This window comes from Haloferax sulfurifontis, from assembly GCF_014635105.1.
Classification (GTDB): Archaea; Halobacteriota; Halobacteria; order Halobacteriales; family Haloferacaceae; genus Haloferax; species Haloferax denitrificans.
On sequence record NZ_BMCI01000001.1, the window covers coordinates 20,746 to 34,887 of the forward strand.

At 68.6% G+C, this 14,142-nt stretch carries 14 protein-coding genes; 12 read left to right on the forward strand and 2 right to left on the reverse strand.

The annotated features are described in order from the left end of the window. Nucleotides 1-89: 89 nt before the first annotated feature. The gene (locus IEV64_RS00110) at nucleotides 90-1,409 is read left to right on the forward strand and encodes a class-III pyridoxal-phosphate-dependent aminotransferase (protein ID WP_007273316.1); all 1,320 of its coding nucleotides are present in this window, start codon (nucleotides 90-92) and stop codon (nucleotides 1,407-1,409) included. A 68-nt stretch (nucleotides 1,410-1,477) separates the two neighbouring features. Next, nucleotides 1,478-1,915, forward strand: a complete 438-nt coding sequence (locus IEV64_RS00115) for a DUF7988 family protein (RefSeq protein WP_007273315.1) — start codon at nucleotides 1,478-1,480, stop codon at nucleotides 1,913-1,915. Nucleotides 1,916-1,941: 26 nt separating this feature from the next. Here the strand turns inward: IEV64_RS00115 and IEV64_RS00120 are convergent, their stop codons facing one another. Next, entirely contained in the window at nucleotides 1,942-2,265 is a 324-nt protein-coding gene (locus IEV64_RS00120) for a ribbon-helix-helix protein (protein WP_004969267.1), read from the reverse strand. A gap of 126 nt (nucleotides 2,266-2,391) precedes the next feature. Between IEV64_RS00120 and IEV64_RS00125 the strand changes: the two genes are divergently transcribed. The 4 genes from IEV64_RS00125 to IEV64_RS00140 all read left to right on the forward strand — a co-directional run bounded on the left by IEV64_RS00125 (nucleotide 2,392) and on the right by IEV64_RS00140 (nucleotide 6,079). Beyond that, on the forward strand, nucleotides 2,392-3,318 hold the full coding sequence (locus IEV64_RS00125; protein ID WP_188422857.1) for a DUF7979 domain-containing protein: 927 nt from the start codon (nucleotides 2,392-2,394) through the stop codon (nucleotides 3,316-3,318). A gap of 51 nt (nucleotides 3,319-3,369) precedes the next feature. After that, nucleotides 3,370-4,287, forward strand: coding sequence for an A/G-specific adenine glycosylase (locus IEV64_RS00130; RefSeq protein WP_188422858.1), 918 nt, complete (start codon nucleotides 3,370-3,372; stop codon nucleotides 4,285-4,287). Between the two features lie 108 nt (nucleotides 4,288-4,395). Then, complete coding sequence (locus IEV64_RS00135; RefSeq protein WP_188422859.1) at nucleotides 4,396-5,400, forward strand: alpha/beta fold hydrolase; 1,005 nt, start codon at nucleotides 4,396-4,398, stop codon at nucleotides 5,398-5,400. Between the two features lie 34 nt (nucleotides 5,401-5,434). Continuing rightward, entirely contained in the window at nucleotides 5,435-6,079 is a 645-nt protein-coding gene (locus IEV64_RS00140; protein WP_004969270.1) for a helix-turn-helix domain-containing protein, read from the forward strand. Between the two features lie 13 nt (nucleotides 6,080-6,092). Here IEV64_RS00140 and IEV64_RS00145 read toward each other — a convergent pair whose 3' ends face one another. Continuing rightward, nucleotides 6,093-6,434, reverse strand: coding sequence for a DsrE family protein (locus IEV64_RS00145; RefSeq protein ID WP_188422860.1), 342 nt, complete (start codon nucleotides 6,432-6,434; stop codon nucleotides 6,093-6,095). Nucleotides 6,435-6,531: 97 nt separating this feature from the next. Between IEV64_RS00145 and IEV64_RS00150 the strand changes: the two genes are divergently transcribed. From IEV64_RS00150 to IEV64_RS00175, 6 genes are all read left to right on the forward strand, one after another. Further along, complete coding sequence (locus IEV64_RS00150) at nucleotides 6,532-7,110, forward strand: NADPH-dependent FMN reductase (protein WP_089777571.1); 579 nt, start codon at nucleotides 6,532-6,534, stop codon at nucleotides 7,108-7,110. Between the two features lie 118 nt (nucleotides 7,111-7,228). Beyond that, nucleotides 7,229-7,816, forward strand: coding sequence for a thymidine kinase (locus IEV64_RS00155; RefSeq protein ID WP_007273309.1), 588 nt, complete (start codon nucleotides 7,229-7,231; stop codon nucleotides 7,814-7,816). 83 nt (nucleotides 7,817-7,899) lie between these two features. Continuing rightward, complete coding sequence (locus IEV64_RS00160) at nucleotides 7,900-8,427, forward strand: YIP1 family protein (RefSeq protein WP_188423248.1); 528 nt, start codon at nucleotides 7,900-7,902, stop codon at nucleotides 8,425-8,427. A gap of 125 nt (nucleotides 8,428-8,552) precedes the next feature. Then, complete coding sequence (gene recJ4 / locus IEV64_RS00165; RefSeq protein WP_188422861.1) at nucleotides 8,553-10,805, forward strand: exonuclease RecJ4; 2,253 nt, start codon at nucleotides 8,553-8,555, stop codon at nucleotides 10,803-10,805. Between the two features lie 129 nt (nucleotides 10,806-10,934). Beyond that, nucleotides 10,935-12,593, forward strand: a complete 1,659-nt coding sequence (locus IEV64_RS00170; RefSeq protein ID WP_188422862.1) for a tRNA uridine(34) 5-carboxymethylaminomethyl modification radical SAM/GNAT enzyme Elp3 — start codon at nucleotides 10,935-10,937, stop codon at nucleotides 12,591-12,593. A 314-nt stretch (nucleotides 12,594-12,907) separates the two neighbouring features. Then, nucleotides 12,908-14,131: a mechanosensitive ion channel family protein gene (locus IEV64_RS00175; RefSeq protein ID WP_188422863.1), complete on the forward strand. Its 1,224-nt coding sequence runs from the start codon at nucleotides 12,908-12,910 to the stop codon at nucleotides 14,129-14,131. Nucleotides 14,132-14,142 lie beyond the last annotated feature (11 nt).

A 14,142-nucleotide genomic window follows, 5' to 3' on the forward strand; every position in this document is an offset into this window, starting at 1 on the left:
TAGAAACAAACAACTCGTATTTGGGGATTTGTCTGGCCCAATCGACTCACTTAGCAAAATTTTATGTATGTATGTCCAATCTGTGGCGTATGAACCGAGACACGGTCGAGCCGAGCGTCGGTGAGTTCCCCGGCCCGAAGGCGGAGCAGTGGGTCTCGTACCACCAGCGGTCCGCCGCGCCGAGCACGTACGTCTACGACTTCGTCTGGGACGTGACCAAAGACGCGGTCGGGCCGTTCTGTACCGACCCCGACGGCAACGTTCTCCTCGATTTCACGAGCCACGTCGCGGCCGCGCCGCTCGGCTACAACAACCCGGACCTCATCGACCGACTGCGGGAGTTCGACCTCGTCGACCCGATGAAAATCGCCGGTCAGGACTTCTACGTCAGCACGGGCGGCACGCCCGACGACGCGTCGCTTCCGGGTCCGGCGCACCTGATGGACCTCCTGACCGAGGTCACGGGCCAGTACGACATGGACACGGTGTTCCTGTCGAACTCCGGGGCCGAGGCCGTCGAGAACGCCATCAAAATCGCCTACGACAACTGCGAGACGCCGAAGTACGGCATCACCTTCGAGGGCGCGTTCCACGGCCGCACCCTCGGCGCGCTCTCGCTCAACCGCTCGAAGTCGGTCCACCGCCGGAAGTTCCCGGAGGTGTCGGGCATCGTCGACGTGCCGTACTCCATGGAGGGCGTCGAGCGACTGCGCGCCAAACTCGACGGGGCGAACGGGCATCTCCCCGCCGACCAAGTTGCGTTTCTCATCCTCGAACCCGTGCAGGGCGAAGGCGGCTACCGCGTCCCGAGCGACGAGTTCATGCGCGAGGTGAACGCGCTCTGCGACGCCCACGACATCACGATAATCGCCGACGAGATTCAGTCGGGCGTCGCGCGGACCGGCGAGATGTGGGCCTCAGACCACTACGCGCTCGAACCCGACGTCATCACCAGCGCCAAGGCGCTCCGGGTCGGCGCGACCATCTCGCGGAGCGACGTCTTCCCCGAAGAAGAGGCTCGGCTCTCGTCGACGTGGGGCGCGGGCGACGTCCTCGCGGCGATGCAGGGGGCGCTCACGCTCGAACTCATCGAGGAACAGAACCTCGCGGCCAACGCGGCTGAAAAGGGCGCGTCCCTCCGGGCGCGCCTCGAATCGGCGACCGAGTCGCTCGCGGAGGTCGTCGACGTGCGCGGCCTCGGGCTGATGGTCGCCGTCGAGTTCGACACCAAAGAACGCCGTGACGCGGTCGTCGACGCCGCCTTCGAGCGCGGCCTGCTCACCCTCGGATGCGGCGCGCGGTCGCTCCGCCTCCTGCCGCCGCTCGACGTGACCGAGCGCGAACTCGACCTCGCGGTCGACCTCCTCGACGCCGCGCTGTCGGACGTGGTCGGCGTGGCCGCACCCTAGCGCCGCCGTCGCCGCCCGACCCGACGACTCGACGGAGGTTTTTATCCGGGGACGACGCACCTCGGGTCGTGACTGACGTGACACCCGCCACCGGGGCCGCCGAGGAGGCCGTCCGCGTGCTCCGCGACGACCACGAGCGACTGCTGACCGTCGTCGGCCAGTGCGCAATCGCCGTCGCCGCCGAGTGGGACGGCGACTCGGTGACCGACCGCGAGCGCGTCGTACCCCCGTTCAGGCGCGCCCTCGACGGCTCCGGCGCGCTGTCTCGCCTGCCGCGGGCGCTCGCCGACGCGGTGACTGCCACCGGCCGGCCGATGGCCGCGCCGCCCGTCGCGGCCCCGCCCTACGTGGTCGTCACCGGCGAGGGCGTCGTCCTCCGCGCCAACCTCGGCGACGGCCGACTGGTGGTGCTCCTCCGGGCGTTCGAAGTCGTCCGCGACGGCGACGACGGAGCCCACCGCTACCGCCGCATCGACGGCGTCGAAATCGAGGCCGAAATCGTCTGAGTCGGTTCGCCCTGTCTCGGCCGCGGTTACATCTGGTAGCGGCGCACGTCGTCCCGCGGCGGGGCCTGCGACTGCCCGGTCATCTCCTCGTAGGTCATCCCCGCGAGGTACTCGTCGTAGGTCACGTCGTAGCCCTGCCGGAGGTGGAAGTCGAGCTGGCCGCGGTCGAGTTCCGACTGGAACAGCGCGTGGACCGCCCGGCGGACGAGTTCGTCCGCGTCGTCGGGGTCGAACAGGGCGACGAGCATGGCCAGTTCGTGTCGCGTCTCGCGGTCGAGCGACACGTCGAGGCTGTCGCCGAGGTCTCCGTAGGCCGCGTCAACGTCGTCTGTGAGTTCGTCGAGCGTCATCGCCCGGCGATGGGGCCGTCACGGGGATACGCGTTTCGACCGCGGTAGCTGTTCGCTGTGCGTCCCGCCGGTCGGTCGGCGGTCCCCGACAGAAGACACTTACTGGTGATTCGGCAATTTCCGCGCATGTCCCCGGAACTCTCTCGCCGCTCCCTCCTCGGCGGCCTCGCGGTCGGTTCGGCCCTTCTCTCGGGCTGTCTCGGCGGTGGATTAGCCGGCAGTAGCTGTCCCTCCAGTTACTCGCTCGAAGCGACGGCACTCTCCGACCCCGAACTGGTCGATACCGTGACGCAGGACTTCCACGAGCACGCAGACACGGTGTCGAATCTCGTCGCAACTGCGGCCAACGAGGGGGAGGCTACGTACAGTACGTACCGCCATCTCCCGCTCGATTCGGGCGACTACGTCGAACACGACGGCGCGTACTACCGCGTCGAACGCGAGCGAACCGAGACGCGAGAACGCACCGCCCGCGAGGTCGGAATCGAATACGACCGAAACGAGTCGCCGCCGACGATTGGAGCGACCGTCTTCGACTTCGCCGAACTCCCGAAGGCCGACCGCGAGGCGTTCCTCGCCGCGTATCCGAGCGAGAATTTCGAGAACGGCGACGGCCCGCGAGGATTCTCGGTCGGCGGATACGCGTACGTCTATCCCGACGGTGCCGACTCTCGACTCATCGACGCCGGAACCGTCTGGGTACGCTACGGTGGGCGACCGTTCGAGGTGACCGTCGGCGAGACGCGAACCGTCGAAGAGGAGACCTTCAGATACACGCTCGAACAGGTCGGCGAAGACCGGGCGGCGTTCGCCGCCTTCGTTCACGAGGAACTCGTCGTTCCGCTCGACGACCTCTCCGACGCCGAGCGCGCGGTGTTCGAACGCGCAATCGAGGGAGAGGTAGACGAGTGCGAACCGCTCTCCGACGACTTCGCCGCGCTCAAAGACCGGCTATACGAGATATCGGAGAATCGGGCGACCGGCCACGGTCCCCCGCTCGTCGAGTACGAGGGAACCACGTACGAACTGGACCTCGTAAACGCGGTCGTCTGATAACCGTTCGGCATCGCCACGGCTAAACGCGGGCCGTCCCAAGCCGGGGCGATGAGCGACGCGCCGTCCGAACTCCCCGCCGACCTCGACCGCGAAGCAGTCCAGTCCGCGCTCACCGAGTGGTACGAGGCCGACCACCGGGACTTCCCGTGGCGGCGCACCGACGACCCCTACGAGATTCTCGTCTCCGAGGTGATGAGCCAGCAGACCCAACTCGGCCGCGTGGTCGAGGCGTGGGAGGCGTTCCTCGACGAGTGGCCGACGGCGGCCGACCTCGCGGCGGCCGACCGCGCCGACGTGGTCGGCTTCTGGACGGACCATCGACTGGGCTACAACAACCGCGCGAAGTACCTCCACGAGGCCGCCCGGCAGGTCGAAGAAGACCACGGCGGCGAGTTCCCTCGGACGCCCGACGGCCTCTCGGAACTGATGGGCGTCGGCCCATACACCGCCAACGCGGTCGCTTCCTTCGCGTTCAACAACGGCGACGCGGTGGTCGACACCAACGTCAAGCGGGTCCTCCACCGCGCCTTCGCGGTCCCCGACGACGACGTGGCCTTCGAGGCCGCCGCCTCGGAACTCATGCCCGACGGCGAGTCCCGCGTCTGGAACAACGCCATCATGGAACTCGGCGGCGTCGCCTGCGGGAAGACGCCCACCTGCGACGAGTCCGGCTGTCCGTGGCGGCGGTTCTGCCACGCCTACGAGACGGGCGACTTCACCGCGCCCGACGTGCCGACGCAACCGAGTTTCGAGGGAAGCCGCCGGCAGTTCCGCGGGCGGGTCGTCAGGGTGCTCGGCGAGTACGACGAACTCGGCCTCTCGGAGTTGGGGCCGCGGGTCCGCGTCGATTACGGCGGCGACACGGGCGCGGAGTGGCTCCGCGGCCTCGTGGATGACCTCGAATCCGACGGCTTGGTCGACGTCGCGGAGGGCGACGACGGCGTCCGCGTCTCGCTGGCGAAGTAGTTCGCGCTCCGCCGGTGGTTCTCGCCGCGCTCGCCTCGCCGCTCGTATTTATCCCACCGCACTAGTCCGGCACCACTCGCACCCCTCGGTTCCGACTACGTACACTCGATGGCAACACGCGACGCGTCGCCGTCCGACCCTCGCGAAGCCGCCGAGTCCGCCGAAGCGAAGACCCTCGCGCTGGAGGGTGGGAGGCGACTCACGTACGCCGAGTACGGCGATTCCGACGGCATCCCGGTCGTCTTTCTCCACGGCGCGCCGGGGTCGCGTCTGCTCGGGGCACTGTTCGACGCGGCGGCCGAGGAACGCGGAATCAGAGTGCTCGCCCCCGATAGACCCGGCTACGGTCGTTCGTCGCCGCGACCGACACCCGAGGGACCGGGCGAGCCGAGCCGGCAACCCACGACACCTGCGCCCGCGGGCTTCTTCGACGCGCTTCTCGACGACATCGGCGCGCAGTCGGCGGGGTTGGTCGCGTTCTCCGGCGGGAGCCGCGACGCGCTGGCTGTCGCGGCGGCGCGGGCGGACAGGGTTCGGCACGTGAGCGTCATCGCGGGGGCGGTTCCACCGGAAGCGAGCGAGGAGACGCCCCGAACGCAACGGCTCCTGTCGTGGCTGGCGACGAACGCGCCGGCGGTCCTCGGCGGTCTCTTCCGCGGACAGGCGCGGCTCGCCGGGAGACTCGACCCCTCGCTTGTCGTCGCGCAGTACACGGCCGGCGACGCGACTGGAGAGATTCCAGACGGAGTCGCCGCGGTGGTTCGAGACGACTTCGTGGCGGCGGTCAGCCGGTCGCGCCGGGGCGTCCTCGACGATTTCCGAAGCGCGGCCGCGCCGTGGGACATCTCCTTCGACGACATCGAGGCCGACGTGTCCCTGTGGCACGGCGACGCCGACACGAACGTCCCGATAGCCGGCGCGAAACGCCTCGAATCGGAGGTTCCCGCGGCTCGGATTCGAGAGGTGCGCGGCGCAGACCACCTCCGGACGCTCCTTTGGAGCGTTCCCGGCGTGCTGGACGAACAGCGCCGCGCCGCGCGGTCGCTCGACCCGGATGCTTCGAGGGACTTCTCGGGGTCGACCGCCGCCGCCGAATCGCACCACTGCGTTTGATATACCGGACCGAAAAACGGTCGGTCGAGACGGAATGAAACACGCCCAGTTCTCGGTCGACTACCCGGACCGACTGGTCCACCCGCTCCAGCGCGGGATGATGCGCGACTCGCCGGTCGACCGGGCGGAGCTGTTGATGTGGAGTCCGACGGCCGACGCGACGACGCTGTTCTGGTTCGACGGCGACCGAGACGCGGCCGACGCGCTCGTCTCGGGCGTCGATTCGCTCGTTCGGGCGCACTTCGTCGAGGGCGCGGAGGGGACCTACGGTTTCCTCCACCAGCGCGACTACGAGTTCGCGGACCCGCTTCTCGGAGTCATCGCCGACTCGCGGGTGATATTCCTCCCGCCGGTGGTGTTCCACGCCACCGGCTCCGTCCGGTTCGAGGCGGTCGGCGAGGTATCGGCGCTTAGCGCGTTTCACGACGACATCGCGGCGCTCGGCGACGTCACGGTCGAACGCGTGCGGCCCTTCGACCGGCGGCGGTCCCCCTCACAGCTCACCGACCGACAGCGGGCCGCGCTGGAGACCGCGGTCTCGACCGGCTACTACGAAATCCCTCGCGAGGGGTCGGTCGCGGACGTGGCTGACGCACTCGACTGCTCGACGAGTACGGCCGGCGAGCTACTCCGAAAGGCCGAGGCGACGGTGCTCCGGGAGTTCGCCGGTTCGGGGTGACGCGCGCCGACGCCTACGGCACCTTCAGATACGCGTCGCCCGCCGCCTGCCGTTTCACGAGTTCGCCGACGCCCGAAGGAACGACTTCGACGCCGTCGGCCAGCTGGTCAGCGTCGAACCCGCGGCCGTCGAGCGAGTTCCGACAGGCGAAACAGCGAACGCCGGCCTCGAACAGCGGGTCGAGGCGGTCGCGGACCGGAGAGTCTGCGAGGAACAGAAGCGCCGCGTCGCCGTTGGCGAGGAGCGTGATGTTCCCCGTCTCGACCGTCTCGTCGTCGAGCAGGTTTCGGACGTTGCGGATGGCGTGTCGCCAGTCGCCGAGGTCGGCGCTGGAGACGTGGAAGACGACGTTCATATCCGGCTTTCGTCCCCCGGCTCCCTGTGTGTTGCGCCCGTCCGACACGACCGGGTGCGGCCGACGAGGTTTTCACGCAGTCACGGAGACACAGGGTATGACGCAACCACACGTGGTCGCCGTCTGCGGCAGTCTCCGCGACCACAGCTACACCCGATTGGCACTCGAACACGTCCTCGCCGGCGCGTCGGCCGCCGGCGGCACGACGGAGCTCGTGGACCTCCGCGAGTACGACCTCCCGCCGCTCGACGCCGACTTCGACGAGCAGGGCGATTCGGCCGAACTCGTCCGCGTCGTCGACGGCGCGGACGCGGTCATCCTCGGCACGCCGGTCTACCACGGCTCGTACTCCGGCGTCCTCAAGAACGCGCTGGACTACTGCGGCTTCGACGAGTTCGGCGAGAAGACCGTGGGCCTCCTCGCCGTCGCCGGCGGCTCGTTCCCCGTGACGGCCCTCGAACACCTCCGGTCTGTCTGTCGGTCGCTGAACTCGTGGGTGCTCCCCCATCAGGTCGCCATCCCCCGCGTCTCCTCGTCGTTCGACGGCGACGACCTCGCGAGCGAGGACCTGCGCGAGCGGGTCGAGCGACTCGGCCGCGACGCGGTCGTCTACGCCAACATCGAGCCCGAGCCCCCGACGTTCGAAAGCGGCGAGAACGTCGGCGCGGACGACTGAGCAGTCGCCACGCGCCGTTTCGAACGCGGCGCGGGTTCGGTGGACCGACCCGTCTTGACTCCCGACCGTCGCGGCAGATGAACAATCGTTTTGACTCTCCTCGTCCCCCAGTCAGGATATGCACGCCATCACGCAGAGCGGATGGATAGAGGTCATCTCCGGCTCTATGTTCTCGGGGAAGACGGAGGAACTCCTCCGACGCCTCCGCCGGGCCGAAATCGCGGGACAGGAGATTTCGGTGTTCAAGCCCCAGCTCGACGACCGCTACGGCGAGACGACGGTCGGCTCTCACGCCGGTCGTTCGTGGGAGGCGAGCGTCGTCCCCTCCGAGGGAGAGGGCGTCTGGCAAATCGCCGAGGAACTCAACGGCGAGGACGTGGTCGCCATCGACGAGGCGAACTTCTTTTCCGCCGAACTGGTCGACGTCTGCGAGGCGCTGGCCGCCGACGGCAAGCGCGTCGTCGTCTCGGGGACCGACCAGACGTTCCGCGCCGAACCGTTCGACCCGGTTCCGCAACTGATGGCGCTCGCCGAGTACGTCGATAAGCTTCAGGCAATCTGCACCGTCTGCGGCGAGCCGGCGACCCGGAACCAGCGGCTCATCGACGGCGAGCCGGCCCACGTGGACGACCCGACCATCCTCGTCGGCGCGGAGGAGTCCTACGAGGCGCGGTGCCGGAACTGTCATACCCTTCGGCGGGACTAGAGGCTATCGTGACTACTTGGGTCGAAACCCCACGGGAGGGCCGCGACCGCGGGCTGACAGGGCTCCTCCGCGCGTGGGTCGCCGTGGTCGTTCGTCCCCGCCAGTTCTTCCGCGACGGGGTCGCCCCCGGCGACCAAGCGCCCGGCCTCGTGTTCGCCATCGCGGTGGCGCTCGTCTACCAGGGCCTCGGGTTCGCCCTCGCGCCGGCGACGATTCCGGCCATCGAAGGCGGCCCGGTCGTGTCGGCGCTCGTCGCCCTGCTCGTCGTCGCGCTGTTCGTCGCGCCGGCGTTGCTCCACCTGACGGCGGCCATCCAGACGGCGCTTCTCATCCCGCTTCTGTCCCGTCGCGCGGGAGTGAGCGAGACGGTGCAGGTCATCGCCTACGCCGCCGCGCCCTGTGCCTTCGCCAGCCTCCCGATTCCCGGCGTCCGCGCGCTCTGTGCCGTCTACGGGGCGGTACTCCTCGTCGTCGGCATCAGCGAGGTCCACCGGACGACGGTGCCGAAGGCCGCGGTCGCGGCGGCCGTCCCCGCCGGCGTGGTGTTCGGGTACGCCTTCGGGGGCTTCCGCGCCCTCGGTGAACTCGCCGCCGCGCTCGCGCTCGTCTGAGTCGACCCGGCCCGTATTTCACCCGTTTCGACCGACCGAGCGCCGATTTCTCGCCCGCGAACGCGCGAATCTCTCCTGAGCGTTTTTCGACAATCGTTTTAGTTAGGGGTTGTTTGCTCAACGCAATGGATTGGATTACGCACGAGGAGGACGTCTGGTTCGAATTCCGGGGCAATAGCCCCCACCAGCTCGTCCCCGGCCGATTTTACAAAGGCACCGTCGACGGCTACGCCGACTTCGGTGTCTTCGTCGACCTCGCTTCGAACGTGACCGGATTACTGCACCGTAGCGAACTCGACCGCCGCCTCGAATCCCTCGACTGGGAGCCGGGCGACGAGGTGTTCGTCCAGGTCAAGAACGTCCGCGACAACGGCAACATCGACCTCGGCTGGTCGATTCGTCAGTCCGACTCGGAGTTCCGCGGCGCTCGCATCCACGACCCCGACGGCGACGCCGACGGCCAGCCCGTCGAAACGGAGTCCGAAAGTAGCGGTCCGTCGACCGTCAAGACGCGACCGAAGACGGGCAAGACGACGAAGCCCGCCGGCGCGAGCACGTCGTCCGAGACCGCCGACTCCGAGTCCGACGCCGACTCGCAGTCCGAGCAGGACGCCGAACCCGAAGCCGAACCCGAGCAGGACGCCGCGTCCGAATCCGAGTCCGAGTCCGACGCCGGAGACGAGGACCGCGCGCCGACCGCCGGCGACGTCGTCGACGACATCGCCGCCAACGGCGAGTCCGAGCAGGACGCCGAACCGGAACCGGAGAGCGATTCGGAACCCGAGCAGGAAGCAGAATCCGACGCCGAGCAGGAAGTCGAATCCGAGTCCGACGCTGACGCCGAGTCCGACGCTGACGCCGAGTCCGACGACGCCGGGGTCGAGCGCGTGACGCTCGACAGCATCGACGACCGCGTCGGCGACGTGATTCGCGTCGAGGGCGAAATCGCCAGCGTCCGCCAGACCGGCGGCCCGACGGTGTTCGAACTCCGCGACGAGACGGCCATCGCCGACTGCGCGGCCTTCGTCGAGGCCGGCGTCCGCGCGTACCCCGAAGTCGAAGTGGGCGACTACGTCCGCATCGACGGCGAGGTCGAGCGCCGCCGCGGCGAGCTCCAGATAGAGACCGAGGAGCTGACGATTCTCGACGGCGACGAGGCCGACACCGTGAGCCAGCGCCTCGCGGACGCCCTCTCCAACGAGGCCCGCCCGGACGCCGTCGCGCCCCTCGCGGCCCACGAGCCGGTCGCCGCCGTCGGCAAGTCGCTTCTCGACGCCGCGGAGGCCATCCGCCGCGCCGTCCTCGAATCGCGCCCCATCGTCGTCCGCCACACGGCCACCGCCGACGGCTACGTCGCCGGCGCGGCCGTCGAGCGCGCCGTGCTCCCGCTCATCCGCGAGGAGCACCCCCGCGACGACGCCGAGTACCACTACTTCACCCGCCGCCCGCTCGAAGAGGCCGTCTACGGCATGGACGCCGCCACGAACGACGTGACGCGGATGCTCGAAGACCGCGACCGCCACGACGAGAAGCTCCCGCTCGTGCTCCTCCTCGGTGCCGGTTCGACCGCCGAGTCCCTCGACGGCCTCGGCCTGCTCGGCGTCTACGGCTCCGAGCGCGTCGTCGTCGACGCCGCGCCCGCCGACGACGAGGTCGCCGAGGAAGTCGACGTGCTCGTCAACCCCGCCCGCGAGGGAGCCGACGCCCGCGACCTCTCGGTCGGCGCGCTCGCCTCGACGCTTTCGGTCGCCGTCAACGACGACGTGCGCGACGACGTGTCGCACCTCCCCGCCGTCAGCTACTGGGAGAACTGCCCACAGCAGTACCTCGACCTCTCCGAGTCCCACGGCTTCGACGCCGACCGCGTCCGCGAGCTCCGAGAGGCCGTCGCGCTGGAGGCCTACTACCAGTCGTATCAGGACAAGCGCGAACTCATCGCCGACCTGCTTTTCGACGCCGACGAGGGCCTCGCCGGCCACGTCTCCGAGCAGTTCCGCATCAAGCTCGAAGCCGAAATCGAGACGGCGCAGGCGAACCTCGAACGCCGCGAGGTCGGCGCCATCTCCGCGGCCGTCCTCGACTCCGACGCCTACAGTCACCGCTTCGACTTCCCGCCGACGGGCCTGCTCGTGGACGAACTCCACCGCCGCACCCGCGAGGGCGACGCCTTCGTGACCGTCGCGCTCGGCATGGACGAACTCTACCTCCGCGCCACGGGCGACCTCGACTTCCGCGCTGTCGTCGAGTCGGCCGCCGAGAAAGCGCCCGCCGCCGGCCTCGCCGCCGCGGGCATCCGCGAGGGTCGCATCGAGTTCCTGACCGGCGCGCGCGACGAGGCGCTCGAAGCCGTCCTCGACGCCGCCGCCGAGCAGTTCTAAGCCGCAATCCAGACTCCTCCTCGCGCGGTTCGACGGAGGTCCCTGTTCCAGCCTCCCGAGCGACACGCTTATCCACGAAACGACCCGATTCGCGCCCATGAACCGCCACCGCGTCGCCGAACGGGAGGTGTGTCCGTGAGCGCCGAGACCGAGACGGAGTCCGAGGCGTTCGAGCGGACCTGCGAGGCGCTCGTCGAGCGCATCCTCGCGGGCGACGTCGACCGCGACGACCTCGAATCCGCAAAGCTCGACGCCTGTTCGGAACACTCCTCGCCGAAGGTCCCGAAGAACGCCGAGATTCTGCAGTACGCCCCGGAAGACCGCCGCGAGGAGGTCAAAGAGGTCGTCCAGCGCAAGCCCGTCCGCACCGCCTCCGGCGTCTCGCCGGTCGCCATCATGACCTCGCCGCACATGTGCCCCCACGGGAAGTGCCTCTACTGTCCCGGCGGGCCCGCGAGCGAGTTCTCCTCGTCGCAGTCGTACACGGGCCACGAGCCCGCGGCCGCCCGCGGCGTCCAGAACGACTACGACCCCTACGGGCAGGTCACGCTCCGCCTCGAACAGCTTCGACACATCGGCCACCCCGTGGACAAGGTCGAACTCATCCTGATGGGCGGGACGATGACCGCCCGGAGCCACGACTACCAGGAGTGGTTCGTCAAGCGGGCGCTCGAAGCCATGAACGACTACGACCTCGACAAGGAGCCGGAACCGGCCGAAGACCGGTCGTTCAAGCCCGACCCCGAGGATGTCGAGTTCGAGTACATCGAGGACGTCATCGCGGAAAACGAGACGAACGACATCCGCAACATCGGGACGACGTTCGAGACGAAGCCCGACTGGTGCGACCCGGAGCAGATAGACCGGATGCTCGATTTGGGCGCGACGAAGGTCGAAGTCGGCGTCCAGACGACTTACGAGCGCATCAACCGCGAGATGCACCGCGGCCACGGCGTGCAGGCGTCCATCGACGCCAACCGCCGCCTCCGCGACTCGGCGTTCAAGGTCGGCTTCCACATGATGCCCGGCCAGCCGGGGATGACCAAGGAGATGTGTCTGGAGGACTTCCGCCAGCTGTTCGAAAACAGCGACTGGCGGCCCGACTACCTCAAAATCTACCCGACGCTCATCGTCCGCGACACCATTACCTACGACATGTGGCGGCGCGACGAGTACGAGCCGCTGAACAACGAGGAGGCCGCCGACATCGTCGCGGAGGTCATGGGCATGATTCCGAAGTACACCCGCCTCCAGCGCGTCCAGCGCGACATCCCCGCGGACTTCATCGACGCCGGCGTCTGGAAGTCCAACCTCCGGCAACTGGCCGCCCAGCGCGCCGAGGAGCGCGGCATCGTCCAGCGGGACATCCGCGCCCGCGAGGTCGGCATGAACGAGGCCGACCCCGACCCCGAGCGCATCGAACTCGACGTGATGACCTACGAGGTCGCCGGCGGCACGGAGCACTTCATCTCGTTCGAGGACCCCGTCGAGGACCTGCTCGTCGGCTTCTGTCGGCTCCGGTTCCCCGGCAACCCGGTCCGTCGCGAGCTTCAGGACGCCGCGCTCGTCCGCGAACTCCACGTGTACGGCTCCGAGGCGGGCATCGGTGCCGACGGCGACTGGCAACACAAGGGCTACGGGAAGAAGCTCCTCGCCCACGCCGAGGCACTGTCCCGCGACGCCGGCTACGACAAGATTTCGGTCATCTCCGGCATCGGCGTCCGGCAGTACTACAAGGAGAAGCTCGGCTACCATCAGGACGGCCCGTACGTGTCGAAGCGGTTGTAGGCTAGTTCGGCTGTTTTTTGGTCCAGGTTTTTGCGAGGCGAGCGAAGCGAGCCTCGGAAAAAGGTGGGCGTTACGTGTCGAAGCGGCTGTAGGGAATACCTGGATTTTTGGTCCGCCGTGAGGCTGAGCCTCACGAGCCTTCGGTCGCAGTCGCTCCCGAAGACAGATTTTTGCGAGACGAGCGAAGCGAGTCTCGGAAAAAGGTGGGCGTTACGTGTCGAAGCGGCCGTAGCCGACGAACCACGGCCCCCGATTCTCACGCCTGAGTGTCGCTCCGTCACGCTTTTACTGCCTGACCCACCGAACACGGTAGAATGGCACCGCAGGGGGGTGCGGCGGGTTCGGGACAGGCGGCGACGTGGCTTCAGGACCTCCGCTCGACGCTCGCACAGTTCGTTTCGACCGAAGAGCGACTCGGCATCTCGGCGGCGCTCGTGGCGCTCGCGCTCGGCATCGCGGTCTTTCTCGCGCCGCGGCTCGTCTCGCGGGCGACCGCCGAAATCCGAACGCGGGTGTTGGCCCACCCGCGGGTACCGGACGCCGTCACCGACGCCGCGTGGCTGTTCCCCGCGACGGTCGTCGTCCGGACGCTCCAACTCGCGGTGTTCGTCGGCGCGGCCCTGTCGCTGTTGCTCCTCTGGGGGTACACCGGCGTCGCCGCGGACCTCGCCGAAGTGCTCGCCGTCGCGGTGCCGAACGCCGCCAAACTCGGGCTGACGGTCGCGCTGTTCGCCGGGGCGCTCGTCGGGACGAACGTCCTCGAAGAGAAACTGGACTCGTACGCGACGGCCTCCGACAACATCAACGCCCACCAGCAGGGCATCGTCTTCCGCGTCCTCCAGCTGGTCGTCCTCCTCGCGGTCGGGATGGCGGCGCTCACGGTCTGGCAGGTCAGAATCGGCGGCCTGCTCGTCGGCGCGGGCTTCCTCGGCATCGTGGTCGGGATGGCGGCGAGACAGACCCTCGGGTCGCTCATCGCAGGCTTCGTGTTGATGTTCTCCCGACCGTTCGAACTCGGCGACTGGGTCGAAATCGACGACGCCGAGGGCATCGTCACCGACATCACCATCATCAACACCCGGCTGAGCAACGCCGACGGCGAGACGGTCGTCTTCCCCAACGACCGCGTGACCAACGCGAAGATAACGAACCGGACGAAGCGCAACCGCCTCCGGCTCCGCCTCGACGTGGGCATCGACTACGAGGCCAGCGTCGAACACGCCGAGTCGGTGGCGGAGGAGGCGCTCACGGACCTCAAGTTCGTCGAGGAGGTGCCGAAGCCGCAGGTGATGCCGACGACGTTCGGCGACTCCGCGATTGGGCTCCAACTCCGGTTTTGGATTACGAACCCCTCGGCCCCGCGCCGGGCGCAGGCGAAAGCGGAGGTCCTGCGGAGCGTGAAACTCGCGTTCGACCGCGAGGGCATCAAGATTCCCTACCCACAGCGCGAACTGCTCGCCCGCGAGGAGGCCGACGGCTTCCAGCTACGGGAGGACCGCCGGAGTCGGCCGGTCGAGAGGTCGGTCTCGGAGGATTAGGCGACGGCGTC